General features: G+C 68.3%; 28 protein-coding genes and 1 pseudogene. 18 read left to right on the top strand and 11 right to left on the bottom strand.

Going from position 1 to position 21,131, the window contains the following annotated elements:
- Nucleotides 1-64: 64 nt before the first annotated feature.
- A complete protein-coding gene (locus AC0699_RS04645) occupies nt 65-1,477 on the top strand; it encodes a M1 family metallopeptidase (RefSeq protein ID WP_478655595.1) in 1,413 nt (470 codons plus the stop codon).
- Nucleotides 1,478-1,572: 95 nt separating this feature from the next.
- Here the strand turns inward: AC0699_RS04645 and AC0699_RS04650 are convergent, their stop codons facing one another.
- From AC0699_RS04650 to AC0699_RS04660, 3 genes are all read right to left on the bottom strand, one after another.
- Nucleotides 1,573-1,791 (bottom strand): CsbD family protein, encoded by a 219-nt coding sequence (locus AC0699_RS04650; protein ID WP_478655598.1) that lies wholly within the window; start codon nt 1,789-1,791, stop codon nt 1,573-1,575.
- 76 nt (nt 1,792-1,867) lie between these two features.
- Nucleotides 1,868-2,839, bottom strand: coding sequence for an SRPBCC family protein (locus tag AC0699_RS04655; protein ID WP_478655601.1), 972 nt, complete (start codon nt 2,837-2,839; stop codon nt 1,868-1,870).
- Between the two features lie 4 nt (nt 2,840-2,843).
- Nucleotides 2,844-3,683 (bottom strand): histone H1-like repetitive region-containing protein, encoded by an 840-nt coding sequence (locus AC0699_RS04660; protein ID WP_478655603.1) that lies wholly within the window; start codon nt 3,681-3,683, stop codon nt 2,844-2,846.
- Between the two features lie 147 nt (nt 3,684-3,830).
- Between AC0699_RS04660 and AC0699_RS04665 the strand changes: the two genes are divergently transcribed.
- From AC0699_RS04665 to AC0699_RS04710, 10 genes are all read left to right on the top strand, one after another.
- Nucleotides 3,831-4,124 (top strand): gas vesicle protein GvpO, encoded by a 294-nt coding sequence (locus tag AC0699_RS04665; protein ID WP_478655606.1) that lies wholly within the window; start codon nt 3,831-3,833, stop codon nt 4,122-4,124.
- Between the two features lie 34 nt (nt 4,125-4,158).
- Nucleotides 4,159-4,656, top strand: a complete 498-nt coding sequence (gene gvpJ, locus AC0699_RS04670; protein WP_478655609.1) for a gas vesicle protein GvpJ — start codon at nt 4,159-4,161, stop codon at nt 4,654-4,656.
- A gap of 3 nt (nt 4,657-4,659) precedes the next feature.
- On the top strand, nt 4,660-5,373 hold the full coding sequence (locus AC0699_RS04675) for a GvpL/GvpF family gas vesicle protein (protein ID WP_478655611.1): 714 nt from the start codon (nt 4,660-4,662) through the stop codon (nt 5,371-5,373).
- Nucleotides 5,374-5,384: 11 nt separating this feature from the next.
- Nucleotides 5,385-5,642 carry a gas vesicle protein GvpG gene (locus tag AC0699_RS04680; protein WP_478655613.1) on the top strand — a complete coding sequence of 86 codons (258 nt, stop codon included), beginning with the start codon at nt 5,385-5,387 and terminating at the stop codon, nt 5,640-5,642.
- The gene (locus AC0699_RS04685) at nt 5,635-6,084 is read left to right on the top strand and encodes a gas vesicle protein (protein ID WP_478655616.1); all 450 of its coding nucleotides are present in this window, start codon (nt 5,635-5,637) and stop codon (nt 6,082-6,084) included. Before AC0699_RS04680 ends, AC0699_RS04685 begins: the two co-directional genes overlap by 8 nt.
- Nucleotides 6,077-6,892 (top strand): GvpL/GvpF family gas vesicle protein, encoded by an 816-nt coding sequence (locus AC0699_RS04690; protein WP_478655618.1) that lies wholly within the window; start codon nt 6,077-6,079, stop codon nt 6,890-6,892. The genes AC0699_RS04685 and AC0699_RS04690 overlap by 8 nt, the downstream gene beginning before the upstream one ends.
- On the top strand, nt 6,889-7,110 hold the full coding sequence (locus AC0699_RS04695) for a gas vesicle protein (protein ID WP_469767540.1): 222 nt from the start codon (nt 6,889-6,891) through the stop codon (nt 7,108-7,110). The genes AC0699_RS04690 and AC0699_RS04695 overlap by 4 nt, the downstream gene beginning before the upstream one ends.
- Complete coding sequence (locus tag AC0699_RS04700) at nt 7,100-7,504, top strand: gas vesicle protein K (RefSeq protein WP_478655622.1); 405 nt, start codon at nt 7,100-7,102, stop codon at nt 7,502-7,504. Before AC0699_RS04695 ends, AC0699_RS04700 begins: the two co-directional genes overlap by 11 nt.
- Nucleotides 7,505-7,652: 148 nt before the next feature.
- Nucleotides 7,653-7,808: a DUF6131 family protein gene (locus tag AC0699_RS04705; protein WP_478655625.1), complete on the top strand. Its 156-nt coding sequence runs from the start codon at nt 7,653-7,655 to the stop codon at nt 7,806-7,808.
- A gap of 266 nt (nt 7,809-8,074) precedes the next feature.
- Complete coding sequence (locus tag AC0699_RS04710) at nt 8,075-8,953, top strand: RNA polymerase sigma factor SigF (protein ID WP_478655627.1); 879 nt, start codon at nt 8,075-8,077, stop codon at nt 8,951-8,953.
- A 95-nt stretch (nt 8,954-9,048) separates the two neighbouring features.
- On the opposite strand, the gene AC0699_RS04715 is transcribed toward AC0699_RS04710, so the two are convergent.
- The 3 genes from AC0699_RS04715 to AC0699_RS04725 all read right to left on the bottom strand — a co-directional run bounded on the left by AC0699_RS04715 (nt 9,049) and on the right by AC0699_RS04725 (nt 10,252).
- Nucleotides 9,049-9,546 carry a hypothetical protein gene (locus tag AC0699_RS04715; protein WP_478655630.1) on the bottom strand — a complete coding sequence of 166 codons (498 nt, stop codon included), beginning with the start codon at nt 9,544-9,546 and terminating at the stop codon, nt 9,049-9,051.
- A gap of 155 nt (nt 9,547-9,701) precedes the next feature.
- Entirely contained in the window at nt 9,702-10,070 is a 369-nt protein-coding gene (locus AC0699_RS04720; protein ID WP_478655631.1) for a hypothetical protein, read from the bottom strand.
- The gene (locus AC0699_RS04725; RefSeq protein ID WP_478655633.1) at nt 10,067-10,252 is read right to left on the bottom strand and encodes a hypothetical protein; all 186 of its coding nucleotides are present in this window, start codon (nt 10,250-10,252) and stop codon (nt 10,067-10,069) included. The genes AC0699_RS04720 and AC0699_RS04725 overlap by 4 nt, the downstream gene beginning before the upstream one ends.
- A 261-nt stretch (nt 10,253-10,513) precedes the next feature.
- Between AC0699_RS04725 and AC0699_RS04730 the strand changes: the two genes are divergently transcribed.
- The 5 genes from AC0699_RS04730 to AC0699_RS04750 are packed head-to-tail and all read left to right on the top strand — an operon-like array spanning nt 10,514 to nt 13,586.
- Entirely contained in the window at nt 10,514-11,071 is a 558-nt protein-coding gene (locus AC0699_RS04730; RefSeq protein ID WP_478655635.1) for a hypothetical protein, read from the top strand.
- A gap of 36 nt (nt 11,072-11,107) precedes the next feature.
- A complete protein-coding gene (locus AC0699_RS04735; RefSeq protein WP_478655637.1) occupies nt 11,108-11,593 on the top strand; it encodes a hypothetical protein in 486 nt (161 codons plus the stop codon).
- Nucleotides 11,594-11,632: 39 nt separating this feature from the next.
- Nucleotides 11,633-12,679, top strand: coding sequence for an iron-containing redox enzyme family protein (locus tag AC0699_RS04740; protein ID WP_478655639.1), 1,047 nt, complete (start codon nt 11,633-11,635; stop codon nt 12,677-12,679).
- A gap of 51 nt (nt 12,680-12,730) precedes the next feature.
- Nucleotides 12,731-13,384 (top strand): HemK2/MTQ2 family protein methyltransferase, encoded by a 654-nt coding sequence (locus tag AC0699_RS04745; protein ID WP_478655641.1) that lies wholly within the window; start codon nt 12,731-12,733, stop codon nt 13,382-13,384.
- A complete protein-coding gene (locus tag AC0699_RS04750) occupies nt 13,365-13,586 on the top strand; it encodes a CDGSH iron-sulfur domain-containing protein (protein WP_478655643.1) in 222 nt (73 codons plus the stop codon). The genes AC0699_RS04745 and AC0699_RS04750 overlap by 20 nt, the downstream gene beginning before the upstream one ends.
- 249 nt (nt 13,587-13,835) lie before the next feature.
- Here AC0699_RS04750 and AC0699_RS04755 read toward each other — a convergent pair whose 3' ends face one another.
- From AC0699_RS04755 to AC0699_RS04770, 4 genes and pseudogenes are all read right to left on the bottom strand, one after another.
- On the bottom strand, nt 13,836-14,294 hold the full coding sequence (locus tag AC0699_RS04755; protein WP_478655644.1) for an SRPBCC family protein: 459 nt from the start codon (nt 14,292-14,294) through the stop codon (nt 13,836-13,838).
- Between the two features lie 124 nt (nt 14,295-14,418).
- Nucleotides 14,419-15,681 carry a PP2C family protein-serine/threonine phosphatase gene (locus AC0699_RS04760; RefSeq protein ID WP_478655646.1) on the bottom strand — a complete coding sequence of 421 codons (1,263 nt, stop codon included), beginning with the start codon at nt 15,679-15,681 and terminating at the stop codon, nt 14,419-14,421.
- Nucleotides 15,682-16,014: 333 nt separating this feature from the next.
- Nucleotides 16,015-16,422 (bottom strand): annotated as a pseudogene (locus tag AC0699_RS04765) (SMP-30/gluconolactonase/LRE family protein); the annotation flags it as partial.
- An 82-nt stretch (nt 16,423-16,504) separates the two neighbouring features.
- Nucleotides 16,505-17,272 carry an NPP1 family protein gene (locus tag AC0699_RS04770; protein WP_478655649.1) on the bottom strand — a complete coding sequence of 256 codons (768 nt, stop codon included), beginning with the start codon at nt 17,270-17,272 and terminating at the stop codon, nt 16,505-16,507.
- Nucleotides 17,273-17,602: 330 nt separating this feature from the next.
- Here AC0699_RS04770 and AC0699_RS04775 point away from each other — a divergent pair, with 330 nt between their 5' ends.
- On the top strand, nt 17,603-18,409 hold the full coding sequence (locus AC0699_RS04775) for a thioesterase II family protein (protein ID WP_478655651.1): 807 nt from the start codon (nt 17,603-17,605) through the stop codon (nt 18,407-18,409).
- Nucleotides 18,410-18,569: 160 nt separating this feature from the next.
- Here AC0699_RS04775 and AC0699_RS04780 read toward each other — a convergent pair whose 3' ends face one another.
- A complete protein-coding gene (locus AC0699_RS04780; protein ID WP_478655653.1) occupies nt 18,570-19,190 on the bottom strand; it encodes an L-threonylcarbamoyladenylate synthase in 621 nt (206 codons plus the stop codon).
- Between the two features lie 297 nt (nt 19,191-19,487).
- Here AC0699_RS04780 and pgm point away from each other — a divergent pair, with 297 nt between their 5' ends.
- Nucleotides 19,488-21,128 carry a phosphoglucomutase (alpha-D-glucose-1,6-bisphosphate-dependent) gene (pgm, locus tag AC0699_RS04785; protein ID WP_478655655.1) on the top strand — a complete coding sequence of 547 codons (1,641 nt, stop codon included), beginning with the start codon at nt 19,488-19,490 and terminating at the stop codon, nt 21,126-21,128.
- Nucleotides 21,129-21,131 lie beyond the last annotated feature (3 nt).

Consider the following 21,131-nt stretch of genomic DNA (forward strand, 5'->3'; position numbering starts at 1 on the left):
GGTGGAAACGTGCACGGTCCAGCCGAGGTGGAAAATTCAACTTCTCACACATATCATCGCATTTGTGTATCTGCGGCTCGGTCTCCGTAGCCTGGCTCCGGCCGCCGCCCTGATCGTCCTCGGTGGCGCGCCCGTGACCGGTGCGGACGGACCTGTCACCGAAGCCCGCGGCACCCCGGGTGCCGTCGGTGCGCACGACCCGTACTTCCCCAGGCTCGGCAACGGCGGGTACGACGTCCAGCACTACGCGCTCACACTCGACTACGACCCGAAGTCGCACAGGCTCACCGGCACCGCGGAGATCACCGCCCGCGCCGGCCAGGACCTCAGCTCCTTCAACCTCGACCTCCACGGACTGACCGTCCGCGGCGCGACCGTCGACGGAGCGCCCGCCGCGGCCACCAGAGCCGGCGATGAGCTGACGCTCCGGCCGGCCGTCGACCTCCGCAAGGGTCACACCTTTGGCGCCGTCGTCCGCTACGAGGGTTCGCCGCGCACCATCACCAACGCCGAAGGCGCCCGGGAGGGCTGGCTGAGGACCGCGGACGGCGCGATCGCGCTCGGTCAGCCGGACGGCTCCATGACGTGGTTCCCCGGCAACCACCACCCCAGCGACAAGGCGACGTACGACATCACCGTCACCGTCCCCAAGGGTCTCAAGGCCGTTTCCAACGGAGAGTTGCGCTCCGAACGCCCCACCGCCGACCGCGGACACACCGCCTTCGCCTGGCGTTCCGCACAGCCCGTGGCGAGTTACGTCGTCACCGTCGGCATCGGCGCGTACGACATCACGAGGTCCCGCCCCGGGGCGGCCGAAGTGCCCGTCTACACCGCTGCGGACAAGACCGTCACCGCGCAGAGCGAAGATCTGCTGGCCCGCATCCCCGAGCTCACGGACTGGGCCGTGAAGAAATTCGGTCCGTACCCGTTCTCGTCGGGCGGCGCGATCGTCGAGCGCGAGGGCGATGCGGACTACGCGCTGGAGACGCAGAGCCGGGCCGTCTTCACGGAGGACGCCTTCGACCCCGTAACCCTCATGCACGAACTCGCCCACCAGTGGTACGGCAACTCCGTCACGCCCAGGGCTTGGCGGGACGTGTGGCTGAGCGAAGGCTTCGCGACCTACGCGGAGTGGCTGTACCTCGAGGAGTTCGAGGACACCCCCGTCCAGGAGAGCTTCGAGGACGCATTCGACTCCGAGGAGAACTGGGACTTCCCGCCCGCCGACCCGCCCGACGCCGAGCACCTGCTCGGGGAACCTGTCTACGAGCGCGGCGCGATGACCCTGCACAAGGTCCGTGAGGCCGTCGGCGACAGCATGTTCTTCTCCGTCCTGCAGGGCTGGGCGCAGACGCACCGTCACGGCAACGCCTCCACACGCGACTTCACCACGTACGTACAGCAGAAGTCGGGCAAGGACCTCACCGGGCTGTGGGACGTCTGGCTCTACAGCGAGGACAAGCCGGCCAAGCCCTGAGGGCCGTCGCTGTCACTCTGTCACGTCATGCTTTCTGCGCATGGTCGGGCCCCGAGTGCCTCCGCCCCGGGGCCCGTTCTCACAGGAGCGTGGCCTCACGCCGTGTGCTTGCGGGCTTTGCCCTTCACCTCTTCCGCCGTGCCGCGCACCTTGTCCTCTGCCTTCGCGGCCTTTTGACGGGCCTCGCCTTCGATGCGGTCAGCGGTCCCCTTCAGGCGCAGCTCTTCGTCGCCTGCCACCTCTCCGGCCTTCTGCTTGGCCTTGCCCACGGTTTCCTGGGCCTTGCCGCGTATCTTCTTTCCCTGCGCAGCCACAGTGAATCAGCTCCTCAATCGATCGTGCCTTGTTTCCGGATTCCATGCAGTCAGCTCCGCCGGGAACCGGTGAACGTCACTCTTCGTCTTCGTCTTCGTATTCTTCGTCGCTCTCTTCCTCTTCGTATCCCCCTTCCTCACCTTCGGGCTCCTCGTCGTATTCTTCTCCTTCTTCTCCTTCGGGCTCCTCGTCGTATTCTTCTCCTTCTTCTCCTTCGCCTCCCCCTTCACCCTCTTCGTATTCTTGCTCTTCCTCGTCCTCGAGTGCCTCTTCATGAGTGCGGACGACTTCGCCATCGCGTATTTCCCCGCGCCACCCTTCAACTTCTTCCTCGGTGAAGGTGACGTGCCGCTGAAAGTTCTTGAAGTCCAGTCGCAGGCGTCGGCCTTGGGCCCGCCAGAGATTTCCTGTCTTCTCGAAGAAGCCCGAGGGGTAGTACTCGACGACGAGCACGATGCGCGTGAGATCGGGTGTCAACTCGTGGAAGCTGACACAGCCGCGTGTGGTGCCTTTGGCACCCTCGGAGGTCCAGATGATCCGCTCGTCCGGCACCTGCTCCTGGACGGTGGCCTTCCAGCCGCGTGTCGAAGGTCCGACCTTCAACTTCCAGTCGCTGTGGGTCTCGTCCTCCTGGGACACACTGCGGACGCCCTTGGCGAACCCGCTGAACGCCTCGTACTGCGTCCAGTGGTCGTAAGCCGTGCGGACCGGCACCCCTACGTCGACGGCCTCAACGATGTTCATGGACTTGCCGCCGCCGGACTTCCGGCCGCCACCGCCACCGAAGAGGCCCTTGGCCTTGTCCAGCACGTTGTCCTTGACATCCTTGGCCTTGCCGCCGATAAGAGCCTTCGCTATCCCCCCACCGGGCAGCGGGCCGCCCTTATCGGCGACATCGAGCAGTTGGTCGGTGAGGTCGGCCAGCGAGTCGCCGGCCTTGTCCGCGAGATTCTCGATCTGCGCCCCGAGGTAGTCCATGAGCTCGTCGCGCAGCAGTTCCAGGCCCGAGGCTCCTCCGCCACCCGCATCACGAATTGTCTTGGCCATGGCCCTACCTCCGCCGTCCGGCCGTCTTCTTGGCGGCCGACTTCCGCGCAGTCGTCTTCCTGGCGGCCGTCTTCTTCGCGGGGGCCTTCCTCGCTGTTGTCTTCCTCGCGGTGGTCTTCTTCGCGGCGGCTTTCTTGGCTGGTGCCTTCTTCGCAGGGGCCTTCTTCGCGGCGGCTTTCTTGGCCGGTGCCTTCTTCGCAGGGGCCTTCTTCGCGGCAGCCCTCTTGGCCGGCGCCCGCACCACGGACGTCTTCTTCGCCCGGCGGGCGGGCTTCGCAGGCTCCTCGGCGGCCCTCTTCCGGGGAGCGGGCTTTCTCGCCCTTCTGACGGACGTTCGGCTGCGGCGCGGCGGTTTCTCCTCCTCCGGCTCCTCCTCCTCTTCCTCCTCCTCTTCCTCTTCCTCTTGTTCCTCCTCCGGTTCCTCTATCCCCTCCGGCTCCTCTGCTTCCTCTTCCTCCTCTGGCTCTTCTTCTTCCTCCTCTTCCTCCTCTTCCTCTTCTGGCTCTTCCTCTTCTTCCTCCTCCTCGCCCTTCTCGCCGAGGCGGAGCGTGCGGTCATGGAGGGTGTCCGCCAGATCGGCGAGACGACGGTCCGCCGCTGCAGCGAGGGCCTTACGGCCCGCGTCCAGCAGTTCGCCGCGTATTTGTTCGTTCAGGTCGGCGACTTGCGGTACGTCCTTGAGCTTGCGCAGACCCTCCGTGGCCAGTTGCTGCGGATCGAGCCCGAAGCGGCGACCCGCGAGATAGGTCGCCATGGCGAAGGCGAGTCGCCCCTTCTTTGCGCGTCCGAGCACGTACCCACCCGCGACCGCGGCCGCGAGAGCGATCTTGGTCGTGTCGTTCATGAACTGATCCCTTCACAAAGGGCGTTGAGAAAGGGATTCCGTATCACAGTGAGACTGCCCCCACAGGTGACAGATATGTCCCTATATGATGAGATTGTATGTTCGTGCGTGGAATATGGCTTCCTCACCGTCCACCGGAGAGCGACAATGGCCCCAGCAGAACCCGCCAAGCGGCGGCGCAAAGACAGCGCCGCATCGGCCATGCGTTCCGCGGCGCAGCAGCTGGAGCAGTTGCTCGGACGGCCGCCCGAGTCGGTCTCGGCACTCAAACCGACCGATGATGGCTGGGAGGCCGAGGTTGAGGTCCTGGAGCTGGAACGGATCCCCGAGACCACCAGCGTGATGGCCAGCTACCGGGTGACCCTGGACAAGGAGGGCGACCTGGTGGCATACGAACGGACACGTCGATACACCCGAGGACAGATCGACCGCCGCCCCTGACGGCACCGGGGCCCGGCCGGCGAAGGGAGGCACCATGACCGTGGTGCCGCAAGGAGGAAGCAGCGTCTCCAGGGGCAGTGGCTCCGGAAACCTGTACGACGTCCTGGAACTCATTCTTGATCGCGGACTCGTCATCGACGTCTTCGTCCGCGTCTCGCTCGTGGGGATCGAGCTGCTGACCATCGATGCCCGCGTCGTCGTGGCCAGCGTTGATACGTATCTGCGCTTTGCAGAAGCCTGCAACCGCCTCGATCTCACAGCCGGCGGCAAGGAACCGGCGCAGCTGACCGACCTCGTCGGCGACTCGGTCGAGAGCGGAGCCCGCGGCAAGTCCAAGGGCGCCCTCACGGGCGCCGTGGAGGCCGTGACCGACTCTCTCAAGGGCAGCGGCCGGGAGGACGACGAAGAGGCCGAGGAGTACGACGAAGAAGGCCGTGCGGAGCGCGAGGAGAAGGAGAAGGAGCCGGTGGAGCGGCGACGGCGCTCGACCCGACGGCCCACCCGCCGCGCGAGGGAACGCGAGGAGGAGTGACCCATGGCCGTGTACGTCTACTCCATCGCCGGCGAGCAGCATCCGCTCCGGCTCGACGATGTGAACGGGGTCGGAGAGCCGCCCTCCTCCCTGCGTACGGTGAACGCGGGGTCACTGACCGCAGTGGTCAGCGACGCGCCTGAGGACCTGCGCCCCAAGCGCAGCGACCTCACCGCGCATCAGGAGGTCCAGAACCGTCTCATGAAGGACGGCACCGTGCTTCCCCTGAGGTTCGGCCTCACGGCGCCGGACGACGAGGCCGTCCGGACCGTCCTCGAGGAACGGGCCGCCGAGTACACGGACAGGCTCCGGGCACTGGAGGACTGCGCCGAGTACCACCTGAAGGTGAAGCAGGACGAGGAGGCGCTCCTCCGCCAGATCCTTGCGGAATCAAGCACGGCCCGGGACCTCAACGACGCCATCCTCGACGGCACGGCCGGCCCCGATGTGCCGGTCGCTCTCGGCGAGCTCGTCGCCCAGGAGGTGCAGGCGCGCCAGGAGGCGCTGGCCGCAGGGGTTGTCGAGGCGCTCCGTCCCATGAGCAGGGACGTGGAGCACTCCCAGCCGACCGGCGAGGACTTCCTCAGCGTGTCTTTTCTGGTGGCTGAGGACCAGGAGGAGCTCTTCCTCACCACGCAGTTGAGTCTCGCCAACCAGATGGGGGACGACTTCGAGTTCAGGCTCAACGGCCCGCTGCCCCCTTACAGCTTCGTCTGAAGGTGATTCTCATGGGCCTGCTCACTCAGATCGCGACCCTCCCCCTGGCACCCGTACGCGGGGTCGCCTGGGTGATGGAGCGCGTGCTGGAGGCGGCCGAGAACGAGTACTACGACCCCGCACCCATCCAGCGGGAACTGGCTGAGCTCGAAGCGGAGCTGGAGGCGGGGCGCATCGACGAGGAGACATTCGACCGGCGAGAGGACGAGCTGCTCGACCGGCTCGAAGAGATCCGAGCGTTCTGGCAAGAAGGCCGCCGCCGTGACTGAACCGCTGGCCAACCGGCTTGGCTCCTATCCCTCCCGCGCCGCTCCGGCATACGCACAGGGCTCCTCCGCCAATCTGGCCGACATCCTGGAGCGGGTGCTCGACAAGGGCATCGTCATCGCGGGAGACATCCAGATCAATCTGCTCGACATCGAGCTGTTGACCATCAAACTCCGGCTGATCGTCGCCTCCGTCGACAAAGCGAAGGAAATGGGCATCGACTGGTGGGAGCACGATCCCTCGCTCACGTCGCGGAGTCGCGGTGAGCGGTCGCTCGCCGAGGAGAACCGGCGGCTGCGGGCCGAGATCGATGCACTGCGCAAGGAAGGGGAACTGCCCGAACGCTCCCGGCGCGGCAAGGCGCTCCCCGAGCGTGAGGAAGAGCCCGAGCGTCAGCAGGAGCCCAGGGCGGTCCGTCGCACAAGGAAGTCGCGCGATGACTGACCGCATGACGTATGTGTACGCCGTGGCACGGGAAGCCGCCGGGCTGGAAGACGCCATGGCCGGGATCGCCGGTGTCGGCGGCGCGCCGGTACGCCTCCTGGCCGGCGCGCACGACGACGGCCTGGTGCTCGTTGTCAGTTCGGCGCCGTCGCGGGATTTCCAGGAAGACGCTCTCAAAGGCCACCTCGAGGACCTGGACTGGCTGGAATCGGTCGCCCGCGCCCACAACGGTGTGATCGAGGCGGTGGCCGCGTGCACCACGGTCCTCCCCCTGCGCCTCGCGACCGTGTACCTCGACGACGACCGGGCACGGAACGTCCTGGAAGCGCGGCGAGGCACCTTCGCCGATCGCCTGTCGCACCTCGCCGCACATGTCGAGTGGGGGGTCAAGATCTACGTGGAGCCGTCGGCGGCACCCGTCGCCGCCGAGCCGGCGCCTTCCCAGGAGCTCAGTCCCGGACGCGCGTATCTACGTACCCGCAAGGCCCAGCGGAGTGTTCGCGACACCGTCTACCAGGCGGCGCAGACGGCTGCGGAGCGGGTCGAGACCGCGGGACGAAAGCACGCCGCCGACCGCGCACGCCACCGGGTGCAGCAGGGCGAGCTCGCCACTGCGCCGGGCGACAACGTCGTCAACGACGCCTATCTCGTGCCCCACGACCGCGCTGAGGAGTTCCGCACCGAAGTGAGCCGTGCCGCGGACGGGCTCGAGGGGGTACGGGTCGAACTCACCGGCCCCTGGGCGCCGTACTCCTTCGCCACGCCTCCGGCAGTGTCGGACGAAGACGCGGAAGGGGCCGGCCCGTGACGTCGTCCGAGCGATCCCCGGCGGTCCCGAGGGCGACGGAACCGTTGCCGAACCGCCAGGTCGCACTCATCGACCTGCTGGACCGGCTGCTCAGTGGTGGTGTCGTCCTGACCGGCGACGTCGTGCTGTCCATCGCCGACATCGATCTCGTGCGCATTTCACTGCGGGCTCTGATCGTCTCCATTCGCTCCTCGCCGGGAGGCGACGGTGGCGGCTGAGGCGGAGGACAGGGCCCGGCGTCTCCAAGAGGTCGCGGACGCCGCCGAGCGCGCGTTCCATCTGCTGCCTGCTGCGCCCGAGGACCTTCCCGGTCCCGGCGCACGTTCGCACGAGCCTGCGCGCAGGATCAGCACCGATCCGGACACGGTGGAGCGCGACCTGGTCAGACTCGTTCTCACCCTGGTCGAGCTCTTGCGCCAGCTGATGGAGCGGCAGGCCCTGCACCGAGTCGACCAGGGAGATCTCACCGAGGAGCAGGAGGAGCGTCTGGGGACGACGCTGATGGTCCTCCACGACCGCATGACTGCCCTGTGTGCCCAGTACGGGCTCACCATGGAGGACCTCAACCTCGACCTCGGCCCCCTGGGCACGCTCCTGCCACCGGCCGAATGACCCGTCCTCGAACCAGCTGGCGTGGGCGGTCCCCCGCGCGCGCTACTGCCGGGTTGCGCACGCGCTGATCATGGCGAGACCCGGGTTTGCCCCGCAAAAAGGCGGGGAGCCGCAAAAAGAGGGGGTCGCCCGTCAGCGGAGGGAAGTCATGATCATCCTCGGAGTCATTCTGCTCATCATCGGCTTGTTGGCCGGCATCGGCATTCTCTGGACCATCGGACTCATCCTGGTCGCGCTCGGGGTGTTGTTCTGGATCCTGGGAGCGGTAGGGCACGCGGTGGGTGGACGACGGCACTACTGGTAACCGCTGCTGCGCCGCGGGCCACGTCGAGGCCGGAGAACTGGACTGTGTTGACACGGGCGTTGTCCATCCATGCGCGCTGCCACACATTGCCCGCCGCCGGCATCCCGCCGGCATCCGCCTCTGACGCTCCGCACACAGCCGGCGCACAAAGTGTCATATCCCACTGAAAAGCTTCGAAAGGGGACAAACGGGTATCACCTGGATGGAGCTCGACCGACGGTCCGCCGTAGCCACCGGCGCAGGCCTCACCCCGTCGAAGGAGCCACATGTCCAGCTTCCCGCTCGCCCCTGAAACCCCTGTCCGTGCCGCCCCGCAGGTGCGGTCGGCGGCACTCGACGGACTCCCGGAGATTCCGGACCCCAAGACCATCGGCACGCTGGACGCGCGGGCCCTCTCGGTCACCCTGTTCCGCCGGCTGAGCACCCTGGAAGAGGGCACAGCGGAGTACTCGTACGTCCGCAACACCCTGGTGGAACTCAACATGAGCCTCGTGAAGTTCGCGGCGGGCCGCTTCCGCGGCCGCAGCGAGCCCATGGAGGACATCATCCAGGTCGGCACGGTCGGTCTGATCAAGGCGATCAACCGCTTCGACGTCGGTCGCGAGGCCGAGTTTACTTCCTTCGCGCTGCCCACGATCGTCGGCGAGATCAAGCGCTTCTTCCGTGACACCAGTTGGGCCGTCCGCGTGCCGCGGCGGCTCCAGGAGCTGAGGCTGGACCTCGCCAAGGCGTACGACGGGCTCGAACAGGACCTCGGCCGGGCCCCCGGCACGGCCGAACTCGCGGACCGCCTCGGGGTCACCGAGGAGGAGGTCCTGGAAGGCCAGCGGGCCGCCAACGGCTATGTGGCCCGCTCCCTCGACCCCCTCGAGGAGGACGAGCCGCTCAGTCCGCTCGCCCGCCGGCTGGGCGAGGAGGACCCGGCACTGGACATCGTGGAGTGCCTAGAGTCCCTCAAGCCACTGATCGCCACGCTGCCGGAGCGGGAACGCACCATCCTGTCACTGCGGTTCGTCGACGAGCTGACACAGTCGGAAATCGGCGAGCGGCTCGGGATCTCGCAGATGCACGTCTCCCGGCTGCTGGCTCGGGTGCTCGGGAAGTTGCGGGAGGGGCTGCTGGCGCCCGGCGACGGGGAGACGTAGCAGGGGACGGCCCCCCGTCCCCGAATCGGGGCCCGGGCAATCGGCTTCGGCCGGGCGGCGGTTGTCCGGACAGCGTCGCACGCTGTCGGCGTCGCTCAGCGGTGGCCGGAACCGTTGCTCAGGATCGTCTTGGCCGCGACTTCGTGCAGTTCGTCGACGGTCGCCATCTGGTCATTGGCGCGATCCATGAGCTCCTTCAGTCGAGCTGCGTCGAGATCGTCGCGCTCGGCGACCACGGGCATCAGCGCCCGCCACATCCGGAACTTCCCCTGGATGCCCATGCGAAGAGTCTCCAGTTCGACGAGCGTGCTGAGGCCGGAACGACGGCGGAGACGGCCGTTGGGCTTGAGCCTGGCCGCTTTCTCAGCCGCCCAGCCCGCGTACACCTTGTACCGGCGCGGGGTGACTTCGAGTGCGCCCATCAAGTCGAGGAGGCTCTCGCGGTCCTGCGCGATCTCCTCGGCCAGGTCCCGCAGCACTGCGACACGCGCCGAGGACTGGTGTGCCCGTGCGATTCTCCGGGAGAGTTCCACTCCCATGGTGGCGCCGCTCAGGTGGTCGTTGAGGTAGATGCTGACGGCTTCAGGCTGCATGACTGCTCCCGGTCATCCGTGGTGCTCCTGGCTACCACCCCATGGGCTGCGCCTACCCGGCAGCCTTGGGTGAACGCCGGCGCGGCCGGAGTTGTTGCTGCACAGGAGGCGACGCCGGCCCGATGTCGAGAGCCCGGGGAGGAGGGAGGGGCGGTTCAGGTCTCATCTTCCATACGGATCGCGGCTCTGAGGTCGTCGTGTGCTTTACCCGGCTCGCCCTCATTCGCTTCGAGCAGAGCCGCGGCGATGGCATCCAGTTTGCGCTGCATCGCGCGCTCGGCCCGGAGTTCCGAGTTCTTCAGCAAGGCGAGGAGCAGCAGCGTCACAGCGGTCATGCAGTCTCCCGCGAACACGTTCCACTTCAGCCCGATCCCGGAGAAATGTACGGCGACCACACCCGCGACGAGCAGCAGACACAGTACGAAGAAGACGGGTGAGCTGGTGAAATGCGACGCCACCTGAGCCAGTCGGTCGAACTTCCCGCGCCCTTCGCTGCCTCGGTCGGCCGGATGCCGAATGGTCATGACGCCTCGCCTCCTTCCTTGCCGCCCAGGGCGCCGGCTTCGACGCGGAGGTCCGAGACCAGCCCCTCGGGCGCCGGCTCGCGGTCGTCGGCGCGCAGGACGGGCAGTCCGACGCGACGGCCCGGGAGGAGGGGCGCGGCGTCGAATCCCTGCCTCGTGTGCTCGTCAGACGTGGTTCCCATGATCCGACGCTCCCTTCGCGTCAGCGCGTGACGACGGTTACCGTCAGCGGCCTGGTGCTCACGGCGAATCTTCCCCGGCCAGGCACCGGCGAGGCTGCCGATCTGGCCTGGCGCTGATTCACCGAAGGTCGCTCTCGCTCCGTTTGAAATGCCTCCACCGTGGCAGTCGCGTGAAGAGGACCACGCACAAGCGTCGTGTCCCCCGGACATGACGCAGGGATACCCGCACAGGGAAACCGCGCTCGTCGGGAGGTCGTTCCGATGTCAACAGGTACTCTCCTATCCATCATCATCCCCGTCGTGGTGGTACTTGCCGCGCTGGCCGTGGCAGCTTTTCTTTTCATGCGCCATCGGCGCCTTCGCGAACGCTTCGGCCCGGAATACGAGCGAACGGTCGAAGAGGCCGGCAGTCGGCGCGCAGCCGAGCGTGAACTCAGCGCACGCGAGAAACGGCACGACTCGCTCGACATCAAGCCGTTGCCAAATGGCGTCCGGGAGCGGTACACGCGAGACTGGGACAGCGTGCAGGGGGAATTCGTCGATCGACCGGAGGATGCCGTACAGGACGCGGACATTCTGGTCGCGTCGCTGATGCGCGAGCGTGGTTACCCGACCGAGGACCTGACTCAACGACTCAAGGACCTCTCCGTGGAGCACAGTCGCACGCTCGAGCACTATCGCGCCGCTCATGAGGTCAACCAGCTGAGCATGGCGCACGAGGCGACGACCGAGCAGCTACGGGGTGCCATGGTGCACTACCGGGCCCTGTTCACCGAGCTGCTCTCCGACGGCGGTCAGGCCCGTCATGCCCGAGCCTGACCGACCAACCGCACCGATCAAGGCGGACGAGGAAAGATGGAACGCGAACAGACACCAGCACCCACCGGGACCGGGCTGTCCACCGAGGACCTCGCTCAGTCGCGCGACCGGAACGTGAACGAAGAGCCCGCGAACCAGGGGAACGTGGACGAAGAGACCCAAAGCCGGCCCGGGACGCCGACATTTCCTGGTGAGGCCACGGAAGCCGCCGACACATCGGCACAGGGGGATGCCACGCCGGCGGACGACGAATCACCGCGACTCCTCGTGACGGAGGACGAGGAAGGCTTCCGCTCACGCTGGCAGGAGATTCAGAACACGTTCGTCGACGACCCCCGCGAAGCCGTACACGCGGCGGACTCTCTTGTCGCAGACGTCATGCAGAAGCTCGCCGCGACCTTCGCCGACCACAAACAGGACCTGGAAGAACAGTGGAAGCGCGGCGAAGAGGCGAACACCGAGGATCTGCGTATGACTCTGCGGAAGTACCGGTCGTTCTTCAACCGCCTGCTGACCACCTGAGGCTCGCGAGATACCCGGGACACCGGGTACACGAAAGTCATGACTGACAGGGCGAGGCACCATCATGGGCCGCCGCTGCCGCAGTCGCGGGGACCGCTCTCGGCGGCTGTCATCAGCTGTCTCGCCGCAGGAGCGGAACTTCCGGCGGATCCGACCGTGGCGAGCGACGCCGACCCCTACGGGGACGATCTGCAGCTCGCTCTCTACGTCTGCTACGAGCTGCACTACCGCGGATTCGCCGGGGTCGAACCCGCCCTGGAGTGGGATCCGGATCTGCTCCGTGTGCGGCGGGCGCTGGAGGACCCGTTCCTCGCCGTGCTGCGCGCGGAGGCCCCCCGCCACGCGACAGTGGACGACGCGCTGGCCGGGCTTCTCGTGGAGCCGGTGCACGGCAGCGGCGTCTCCCACTTCCTCCGGGACGAGGGAGAGCTGTGGCAGCTGAGGGAGTACGCGGCGCAACGATCCCTCTACCACCTCAAGGAGGCCGATCCGCACGCCTGGGTGCTGCCGCGGCTACGGGGACGGGCCAAGGCCGGGATGGCGGCCGTGGAGTTCGACGAGTACGGCGGGGGCCGGGCCGAGCGGATCCACGCGCGGCTCTTCGCCGACCTGATGACGGACCTGGGCCTGGACACCACCTACGGCGGCTACCTGGACGCGGCAGCCGCCCAGACACTGGCCACGGTGAACCTCATGTCGCTCTTCGGGCTCCACCGCGCGCTGCGCGGCTGCCTGGTCGGCCACTTCGCGACCGTCGAGATCACTTCTTCGCCCGGGTCGAGGCGACTGGCCGCGGCAATGCGGCGCGCGGGGGCCGGGCCGGCTGCGGAGTTCTTCTACGACGAGCACGTCGAGGCGGACGCCGTCCATGAGCAGGTCGTGCGGCGCGAGGTCATCGCGGGCCTCCTGGACGAGGAACCCGATCTGGAGGCCGACGTCGCCTTCGGCATCGACGCAACCCTTCACCTGGAGGACCGATTCGCAGCTCACGTGCTGGGCGCCTGGAGCGACGGACGGACGTCGCTCGGCGGAGGTGGCCGGGTCATCGGGGCCGGTCCCGCCGAACACGACCCGCGCCAAGAATAAAAGTTGGTTCCCCAAGACGGTTGCATCCGAATCACCGGGTACGCGGCATATGTGCCACTCATAGCCCTTCCGGGTGTGTACGCACCTCAAACGGACACGGCGCTGCTGGCAGGAGCACTCGACCGCGAGGCGCTGCCACCGCGGGCCCAGGTGCTCGATATCGGCACGGGGACCGGCGCCGTGGCGCTGGCCGCGGCGATGCGGGGCGCACACGTCACCGCCGTGGACATCTCCCGACCGGCCGTGTGGACCGCCCGGCTCAACGCTCTGCTGGCCCGGACCCCGGTGCGGGTACTGCACGGTGATCTGACCGCCCCGGTGGCGGACCGCACCTTCGACCTCGTCGTCACCAATCCGCCGTACGTCCCCAGCCCGGCGGCCACCCCGCCGCGCCATGGCGCGGCACAGGCCTGGGACGCCGGCCGGGACGGCCGGTGGATCCTCGACCGGATCTGCCGTGAGGTGCCTCGCCTCCTCCGGCCCGGCGGTGTGCTGCTCGTCGTGCATTCCGTGCTGAGTGGCGAAGGCCGGACCCTGTCACAGCTGCGATCGGCCGGCCTGGAGGCCGAGGTCACGGAGCGCCGTTACGTGAGCCTGGGGCCCGTCTTGCGCTCCAGACGGTCCTGGCTGTGCAGTCAGGGCCTGCTGAATCCGGAGGCCCGGAAAGAGGAGTTGGTGATCATTCGTGCCGAACGAGCGCCGTGACACAACCGAACGCCGTGACGCACCGCGCCGCATCACTGTCACGACCGACGGACCCCTGCTCGTCAAGGGCCCGGTCGAGGTCGTCCTGGAAGACGGCGGCGTCGTTACCTCGGATCGCTTCTGCGTCGCCCTGTGCACCTGCCGGCGGAGTCTTCGCTTCCCTTGGTGCGACACCAGCCACCGGCGCCGTACGCGCGATTGAGCCAGTGGAGGCACACCGCTGCCCTGACTGCGTGCCGACAGGACGCGCCGGTCCCCGGCATAGAGCCCGGGCACGAGCCGTACGGATCCGCGGGCGGCGCCATGGGCGCTCCTGGCAGCGAGGCCCCCACCGCGGGCGGCGACCTGTGAATGCGGCAGAGGCCCTGCGCACATGTCCCTGATCAGTGAGCCCCTGAGGGAACCACGCAGGGTCCAGCCCAACGGCTGCGGAGCGTGGAACCCCCAGCTGTCAGCCCGGGCTGACGCGGCCGCGCCACGAGCCGGACTCGCCGCCACGGTGCTCGATGTACTCCTTGAAGCGGAGCATGTCGCCCTTGACCCGCCGGTCGATCACTCCTGCCATGGCGGCGGTCTTCTCCGCCACCCCGCTCGGTTCGACATCCATCACGAGTTCCACGCGTGTGTGGGTGTCGTCCAGGCGCTGGAAGTGGACCATGCCCTTCTGCTTGGTGTCGCCGCTGACCGTGCGCCACGCGATGCGCTCGTCAGGGAGCTGGTCGACGATCTCGGTGTCGAACTCCCGATGCACGCCCGCGATCTTGGTCTTCCAGTGGTTGTGGCGGTCGTCGACCTGCCGGACCTCCTCGACGCCTTCCATGAAGTTCGGGAACTCCTCGAACTGCGTCCACTGGTTGTATGCGGTGCGGACAGGAACATCGACCTCGATCGATTCCTTCACCCTGCTCATGGCTCTGCCTTCCTTCTTCCTTTCTCGGTCCACCGCGCGGAGGTGTCTTCGACACGCGGTGTTCGGGCACGGTGTTGCGGGTACCCGCGATCGGCCCGACTATGACGTCGCCGCCGCTCCTCGTTCATGCTTCCCGTGCACGACGTACAGGCGCAGTTCGCGACGCGCCATGGGGTTTCAGGGCCACGTTGCGCGCGCTGCCGTGCCACTCGAGGAAGACGACGGTGGCATCGTCGGACAGGCTGTCGCGGTGGTGCCGGAGGACGGCGCGCATCAGGCGACGCAGGGTCTCGGGCACCGGCAGCCCGTCCGCGTGATGGCGGACGATGAATTCGACGAACTGCGCGAGGCCGAACTCGCGCCGTCCTGCGTCACGTGCCTCGGTGATGCCGTCGGTGTAGAGCAGCAGCCGGTCCTCCGGCTCCAGCTGCTCATGGCAGAGAGTGACGGGTAGCTTCAGTTCTGTGCCCATCGGGTGGGTGGGTGGGCAGTTCAGGGTCGTGGTCCAGCGTCCGCCACGGATCAGCACCGGTGGAAGGTGGCCGCAGTTGACCCAGGAGAGCAGGCCGGTGCGGGTGTCCAGGTCGGCCAGGATCCCCGTGGTGTAGCGGGTGTGCCCGAACTCCTTCACCAGCGTGCGCTCGATCGCCTGAGCCGTGGCGACCAGATCGGCGCCGTCCCGGCGTTTGGACCGGCAGGTCGCCACCGCGAGGTTCGCCGTGAGGCCCGCGGCGCTGTCGTGTCCCATCGCGTCGAAAATGGCCAGGTGGACGGTGTCGCCGGCCAGCGCGTAGTCGAAGGCGTCGCCGGCGACCTCGTACGCGGGCTCCATCGCGGCGGCAATGACCACCTGGTCGTTCGCGAAGGCCAGCGGCGGCATGAGCTTCCACTGCATCTCCGCGGCCACGTGCATCGACTCGGTCCGCACCAGGCGGGCGTGAGAATCGCTGAACGGACGCTTGCTGACCAGCAGCAACCCCGCGAGGGACGAGAGATGTCCGAGCGCTGTCCTCCCGGCCTCGTCATCGGGGAGATCGGCGCGGAGTACGCCCAGACGCTGCGTTCCGTCCAGCACCGGCGCCCAGTACCGTCGGCGTCCGCCGTCGCCGAGATGAGGCGAGGCAAGGATTCGCGTCTCACGGAACGCGGCGCCCGCGAGGGTTCCGTCGACCGAGTACTCCTCACCGCCGACCCCCGCGTCGGGGCCGCGGCCGGTCAGCTCCCTGAGCACCTGCTGGCGCAGGTCCACGACGTACAGACGGGCATGCTCCAGCCCGGCCAGAGCCGCGTACTCGGCGATCAACCCCGGCAGCTGTTCGATTCCTGCCAGGTGAGTGGCCTCGAGCAGGCTTCCGAGCATCCCTGCCGTACCCTCCGGACCGGCCATCGCACACATCCATCCCGCAACGGCACCCGGGCCCGTCCGCACACGTGGCCCGTTCGGCTCAGGGCCTGCAACGGCGCTCCGGGCAGGAAGCCCTGTGGCAGCAACTGCAAGGCCTACGGACTCAGCGTATGACGGGCGGAGGAACCGGGCGAGCCGGCCATCGGGCGGCAGCACTGCGGTCGATCCGCCCTCGCGCAGCAGGCCCGCCTCTGATGGTTGGTGCATGCCCCCCCGGCGCCGGTTCCGGGCGACCGGCATCGTGCCTGTTTCAACATTGCACCCGCTTGAATTCGAGCGCGGGGGTGACGACCGACGCAGGCCCGGGGGCGGCGCTCAGCCGGCGAACGGCGTACCGGGCAGTCCCTGGCCCGCGGCAAGCAGGACCAGCAGCGAGCCGGAGAGCGGATGCGGTCGGGTCAGGCCGGTGCGGGCCGTGGTGATGCAGAGGTCGCGCAGCCCCGGGCCGTCGAAGGCGCAGGCGGTGGGGCGGCGTACGGGCAGCTCGACGATGCGGTCGAGCGTGCCGTCCGGCGTGTAGCGGCGGATCGCCGCGCCGTCCCACAGCGCGACCCATACGCAGCCCTCGGCATCGACGGTCAGTCCGTCGGGGAACCCGGCGCCGTTCTGGATCCGCGCGAACTCCCGCCGGTTCAGGGCGCGTCCACCCTGGTGGTCCAGGACGTCGATCCGGCGGGTGGGGCTGTCGATGCAGTACATCAGCCGGCCGTCCGGACTCCAGCCGCGTGATGCGTCGCGCACACCACACCCGAGGCTCGACGTGGTGGTGTTCGTGTCGTCCCCCACGCCGCCCGGGCGCGACTCGTCAGGCGTTCGGGTCGAACGAGATGCCCGCCGGCTTGGCCTTCTCGAGGTGGTGGTTGAAGTTGCCGTCCTTGAGGCCGAAGTGGGCACTGCCGAAATCGGCCTGGCTCAGCTTGTCGCGGAGACCCGCGGGGTATCCGTTCCAGCCGACCAGCCTGGGGAACTGCCATGCGTGGTAGTGGTTCTCCGGCGGCTCGTCGTTGGAGTTCGCGGGGCGGAAGCAGTGGGTGCTCCAGCCGTCCTTGTGGTAGACGACCTTGGGGTGCGTGCCGTCCCACCGGATCCGGTCACGGCCGTAGATGTCGAAGTCGCCGTGCGCGGAGGTGGATACGTACTGGGCCTGGTTGTTCTGCACCCACACCACGACGTGCTCCCAGTCATGGCGGTGCCCTCCGAGCCCGCTGCCCGCCACGGCCTGGTCCTTCTCGAAATAGAGGCCGTACATGATCGCGCACCAGCCGTTGTTGCACTTGGACCGCGCGTATCCGTTGGTGTTGTCGAGGTCCCATGAGTCGCGGCACTGGCCGTTGAGGGCCCCGGACGGTTTGAGGCCGGGCGCGATGGTCCCGTCGGGGCCGATCGCGGGAGTGGGGTAGCAACCGTCCGTGTCGTAGTCGTAGGCCGGTTGGAACGTCTGCTCCAGCCCGTCCGCGTTGGCGGGCAAGGCCTGGGGAGGAGCGGCGAGGGCACTGCCGGGAACAGCGATGACCAGCGCGATGGCGCTGCCGACGACGAGCGAAGCCTTCCGGATCCGCGAGCTCGTCCTCACTACGTCCTCCTCATCGACCGCGGCATTGGGCACGTGGCGTCGTGTGACGTTGGCATGCCCATCTCATCCTCTCCGAACCTCATTGCGGGCCCGAGCGCCGGAGGGTGTCCGAGTGATGAAGCCTCAGCCAACGTACGGGGTGGGCGACTTGGTCCCGGGGGCCTCGCATATCGCTCGCACACCGAGCGTGGCGCGACGGCACAGAGGCCTCGGGTGAGACCCTTTCCCTGACTTCTCGGGAAGCGTCCGTCGTCCAGAACTTCCCGGATTCCCCGCGCTCCCCGAATTCCGCGAACTTCGCGAACTCCTCGAACAGAAAGGCAGCACGCAGTGACGAGCCACCCCGGAGCCGAACCGTCCGACCGGCACCGATGGACCCCGTGGGACACCGACCCCGTGGTGCACGAAGCGAGGCGACCCGTACGCGTCTACTGTCTGCCGCACGCCGGCGGTTCGGCCGCTGCCTACCTGGCCTGGTCCCGGTCCCAGGACATGCCGGGGCTACGGTTCGTGCCGGTGGAGCTGCCCGGTCGGGGCACCCGTATCGCAGAGCCCCTGGCCACCTCCATGGACGAGGTGGTGGAAGGGGTGCTTTCGGTGCTGGAGAGCCGCCCGGAGCAGGAGAGGTTCGTGCTCTTCGGGCACAGCATGGGGGCGCAGATCACCTACGAGACGACGCGCCGGCTGGCAGGGGCCGGCCGGCCCCTGCCGGAGACCATCGTGGTGTCCGGCTGCCGCCCGCCCGGCTCCCCCGTCACGTTGGCCCTGCACGAGAAGAGCGACGCTGAGCTGCTGCGCGCGATCGTCGAACTCGGCGGCACGCCCGCGGAGATCACCCGGCACCAGGAGTTGCTGGACCTGCTGCTGCCGGTCATGCGGGCCGATCTCGGCCTGCTGGCCCGCTACATGGAACAGGTCCGGCCGGACATGCTGCCCTGCCCCGTCGTCGCGCTCGGTGGCGCGGACGACCGGCTCACCGGCCCGGAGTGGATCGCCGGATGGCAGTCGATGACGGCCGACCGGTTCCGTCACCGGATCTTCCCCGGCGATCACTTCTTCCTGCACGACCACGCTACGGAGGTGATGGCGGAGATCGCGGCCGCCGCCCGGGTCCGGGCGGGGACCAGCGGCGACTGAGACGGCCACCGCCCGCCCGGCTCCGCGGCTCGCGTCCGGGCGGGTGCCCCGGCCCGTTGCGCTGGAAGACGTGGAGCGACAGCTCGCGCGGGCTTGCCTCCCTGACCGCGGCGAGGAGGGCGGTGCCGACGCCCTGGCGGCGTACGTCCGGTCGACGCGGCTACTCGAACCGCGCGGTGTCGCCTGCCCCTCGGCGTACGACCTCGACTCCGCCGCCGGAGAAGTCGATGACCGTGGTCGGCTCGGTGCCGCAGTCGCCCGAGTCGACCACGGCGTCCACCACATGGTCGAGCCGTTCCTTGATCTCCCAGCCCTGGGTCATCGGCTCGTCCTCGTCGGGCAGGAGCAGGGTGCTGGAGAGCAGCGGCTCCCCGAGTTCGGCGACCAGCGCCTGAGCGACGGCATGGTCGGGAATCCGGACTCCGACCGTCTTCTTCTTCGGGTGCAGCAGTTGGCGAGGCACCTCCTTCGTCGCGGGGAGGATGAAGGTGTAACTGCCGGGCGTCGCCGCCTTGATCGCGCGGAACACGTCGTTGTCGACGTGCACGAACTGCCCCAGCTGCGCGAAGTTCTGGCACACAAGGGTGAAGTGGTGACGATCGTCGAGGTTCCGGATCGACCGGATCCGGCTGATGCCGTCACGACTGCCCAGCTGGCATCCCAGTGCGTAACAGGAGTCTGTCGGGTACGCGACGAGCGCGCCGGACCGAATACTGTCAGCCACACTGCTGATGGTGCGCCGCTGAGGATTCTCGGGATGCACGTCGAAATACTTCGCCATTCGCCGAGTCTAGGGCCTGATCCAAACGACAGGCCCTAGGTGATCAGGGGATTCGCGCTCGGCGACCAGGACGCGCCGCCGCGCCGACGCGTCCCGAGCAGACTGCCGGGGTTGGACAGAGCGATCGCCGGGCCGGGCGACGCGGTTGCGCGGGCTCACGCTGGGCATGCCCGACTGGAACGTCCGTCGACACGTCCGCCGGCACGTCCGTGCGGAGGGGCAACCGGACGAAACGCAAGCGACGAGCGATCATGGCTCGTGCACTGATCGCACCGACCGATGCGAAGGAGTGGACGGATGCCGAACGAGCGCGCGGGACAGCCGGCGCGGCCGGAGGACCTCATCGATGTGGCTCGGCTGGTGACCGCGTACTACGCCTTGCACCCCGATCCGGCCGAGCCCGCCCAGCGTGTCGCCTTCGGCACGTCGGGGCACCGGGGAAGCTCCCTCGCCACCGCCTTCAACGAGGACCACATCGCCGCGACCAGCCAGGCGATCTGCGAGTACCGGGCCCAACAGGGAACCGACGGGCCGCTGTTCCTCGGCGCCGACACCCATGCGCTGTCCGAACCGGCCCGGGTGACCGCTGTGGAGGTGTTCGCGGCGAACGGCGTCACCGTGCTCATCGACGCCGCCGACGGCTACACCCCCACCCCGGCCGTGTCGCACGCCATCCTCACTCACAACCGCGGCCGCACCTCCGGCCTGGCCGACGGCGTGGTGGTCACGCCCTCGCACAATCCCCCGGCCGACGGTGGCTTCAAGTACAACCCGCCGAACGGCGGGCCCGCCGGTTCGGAGGCGACCGGCTGGATCCAGGAGCGGGCCAACGAGATCATCACGGGCGGTCTCAAGGATGTACGGCGGCTGCCCCACGCCAGGGCGCTGGCCGCGCAGACCACCGGACGGTACGACTTCCTCGGCGCCTACGTGCGGGATCTGCCGTCCGTGCTCGACCTGGACGCCGTGCGCGCCGCAGGTGTGCGCATCGGCGCCGATCCGCTGGGGGGCGCGTCCGTCGCGTACTGGGGCCGGATCGCCGAGGAGCACCGCCTCGATCTGACAGTCGTCAACCCCAACACCGATCCCACCTGGCGGTTCATGACACTGGACTGGGACGGCAAGATCCGCATGGACTGCTCGTCCCCGTACGCGATGGCGTCGCTGATCGAGGGCCGCGACCGCTTCCAGATCGCCACCGGCAACGACGCCGACGCCGACCGGCACGGCATCGTCACTCCGGACGGCGGGCTGATGAATCCCAACCACTACCTCGCCACCGCCATCGCCTATCTCTACAGCCACCGCGACCAGTGGCCCGCTGGTGCCGGTGTCGGAAAGACACTGGTGTCGTCCAGCATGATCGACCGGGTGGCGGCCGACCTCGGCCGCGCGCTGATCGAGGTGCCGGTCGGTTTCAAGTGGTTCGTGGACGGGCTGGCCGACGGCACCCTCGGATTCGGCGGTGAGGAGTCCGCCGGGGCCTCCTTCCTGCGCCGTGACGGATCGGTGTGGACCACCGACAAGGACGGCATCATCCTGGCTCTGCTCGCGTCCGAGATGCTGGCCGTGACGGAGCGGACGCCGAGCGAGCACTACGCGTCGCTCACTGCCCGGTTCGGCGAACCGGCGTACGCCCGTGTCGACGCCCCCGCGACCCGCGAGGAGAAGGCCGTACTGGGCCGCCTCTCTCCCGACCAGGTGACGGCCGACACGCTCGCCGGGGAACCGATCGCCTCGGTGCTCACACAGGCTCCGGGCAACGGGGCGGCCATCGGCGGCATCAAGGTGACCACCGAGAACGCCTGGTTCGCCGCCCGCCCTTCGGGTACCGAGGACGTCTACAAGGTGTACGCCGAGTCCTTCCTCGGACCGGACCACCTGACGCGCGTACAGGAGGAGGCGCGGTCCGTCGTGGCTGCGGCATTGAGCAGCTGACGC

Source organism: Streptomyces sp. NPDC043870, assembly GCF_056435785.1.

Excerpts from the sequence above, each read along its gene's own strand:
- AC0699_RS04655 (WP_478655601.1), bottom strand. The coding sequence starts at position 2,839 with ATGGCCAAGACAATTCGTGATGCGGGTGGCGGAGGAGCCTCGGGCCTG.
- AC0699_RS04660 (WP_478655603.1), bottom strand. The coding sequence starts at position 3,683 with ATGAACGACACGACCAAGATCGCTCTCGCGGCCGCGGTCGCGGGTGGG.
- AC0699_RS04665 (WP_478655606.1), top strand. The coding sequence starts at position 3,831 with ATGGCCCCAGCAGAACCCGCCAAGCGGCGGCGCAAAGACAGCGCCGCA.
- gvpJ (WP_478655609.1), top strand. The coding sequence starts at position 4,159 with ATGACCGTGGTGCCGCAAGGAGGAAGCAGCGTCTCCAGGGGCAGTGGC.
- AC0699_RS04675 (WP_478655611.1), top strand. The coding sequence starts at position 4,660 with ATGGCCGTGTACGTCTACTCCATCGCCGGCGAGCAGCATCCGCTCCGG.
- AC0699_RS04680 (WP_478655613.1), top strand. The coding sequence starts at position 5,385 with ATGGGCCTGCTCACTCAGATCGCGACCCTCCCCCTGGCACCCGTACGC.
- AC0699_RS04690 (WP_478655618.1), top strand. The coding sequence starts at position 6,077 with ATGACTGACCGCATGACGTATGTGTACGCCGTGGCACGGGAAGCCGCC.
- AC0699_RS04705 (WP_478655625.1), top strand. The coding sequence starts at position 7,653 with ATGATCATCCTCGGAGTCATTCTGCTCATCATCGGCTTGTTGGCCGGC.
- AC0699_RS04710 (WP_478655627.1), top strand. The coding sequence starts at position 8,075 with ATGTCCAGCTTCCCGCTCGCCCCTGAAACCCCTGTCCGTGCCGCCCCG.
- AC0699_RS04715 (WP_478655630.1), bottom strand. The coding sequence starts at position 9,546 with ATGCAGCCTGAAGCCGTCAGCATCTACCTCAACGACCACCTGAGCGGC.
- AC0699_RS04720 (WP_478655631.1), bottom strand. The coding sequence starts at position 10,070 with ATGACCATTCGGCATCCGGCCGACCGAGGCAGCGAAGGGCGCGGGAAG.
- AC0699_RS04725 (WP_478655633.1), bottom strand. The coding sequence starts at position 10,252 with ATGGGAACCACGTCTGACGAGCACACGAGGCAGGGATTCGACGCCGCG.
- AC0699_RS04730 (WP_478655635.1), top strand. The coding sequence starts at position 10,514 with ATGTCAACAGGTACTCTCCTATCCATCATCATCCCCGTCGTGGTGGTA.
- AC0699_RS04735 (WP_478655637.1), top strand. The coding sequence starts at position 11,108 with ATGGAACGCGAACAGACACCAGCACCCACCGGGACCGGGCTGTCCACC.
- AC0699_RS04740 (WP_478655639.1), top strand. The coding sequence starts at position 11,633 with ATGACTGACAGGGCGAGGCACCATCATGGGCCGCCGCTGCCGCAGTCG.
- AC0699_RS04755 (WP_478655644.1), bottom strand. The coding sequence starts at position 14,294 with ATGAGCAGGGTGAAGGAATCGATCGAGGTCGATGTTCCTGTCCGCACC.
- AC0699_RS04760 (WP_478655646.1), bottom strand. The coding sequence starts at position 15,681 with ATGGCCGGTCCGGAGGGTACGGCAGGGATGCTCGGAAGCCTGCTCGAG.
- AC0699_RS04780 (WP_478655653.1), bottom strand. The coding sequence starts at position 19,190 with ATGGCGAAGTATTTCGACGTGCATCCCGAGAATCCTCAGCGGCGCACC.
- pgm (WP_478655655.1), top strand. The coding sequence starts at position 19,488 with ATGCCGAACGAGCGCGCGGGACAGCCGGCGCGGCCGGAGGACCTCATC.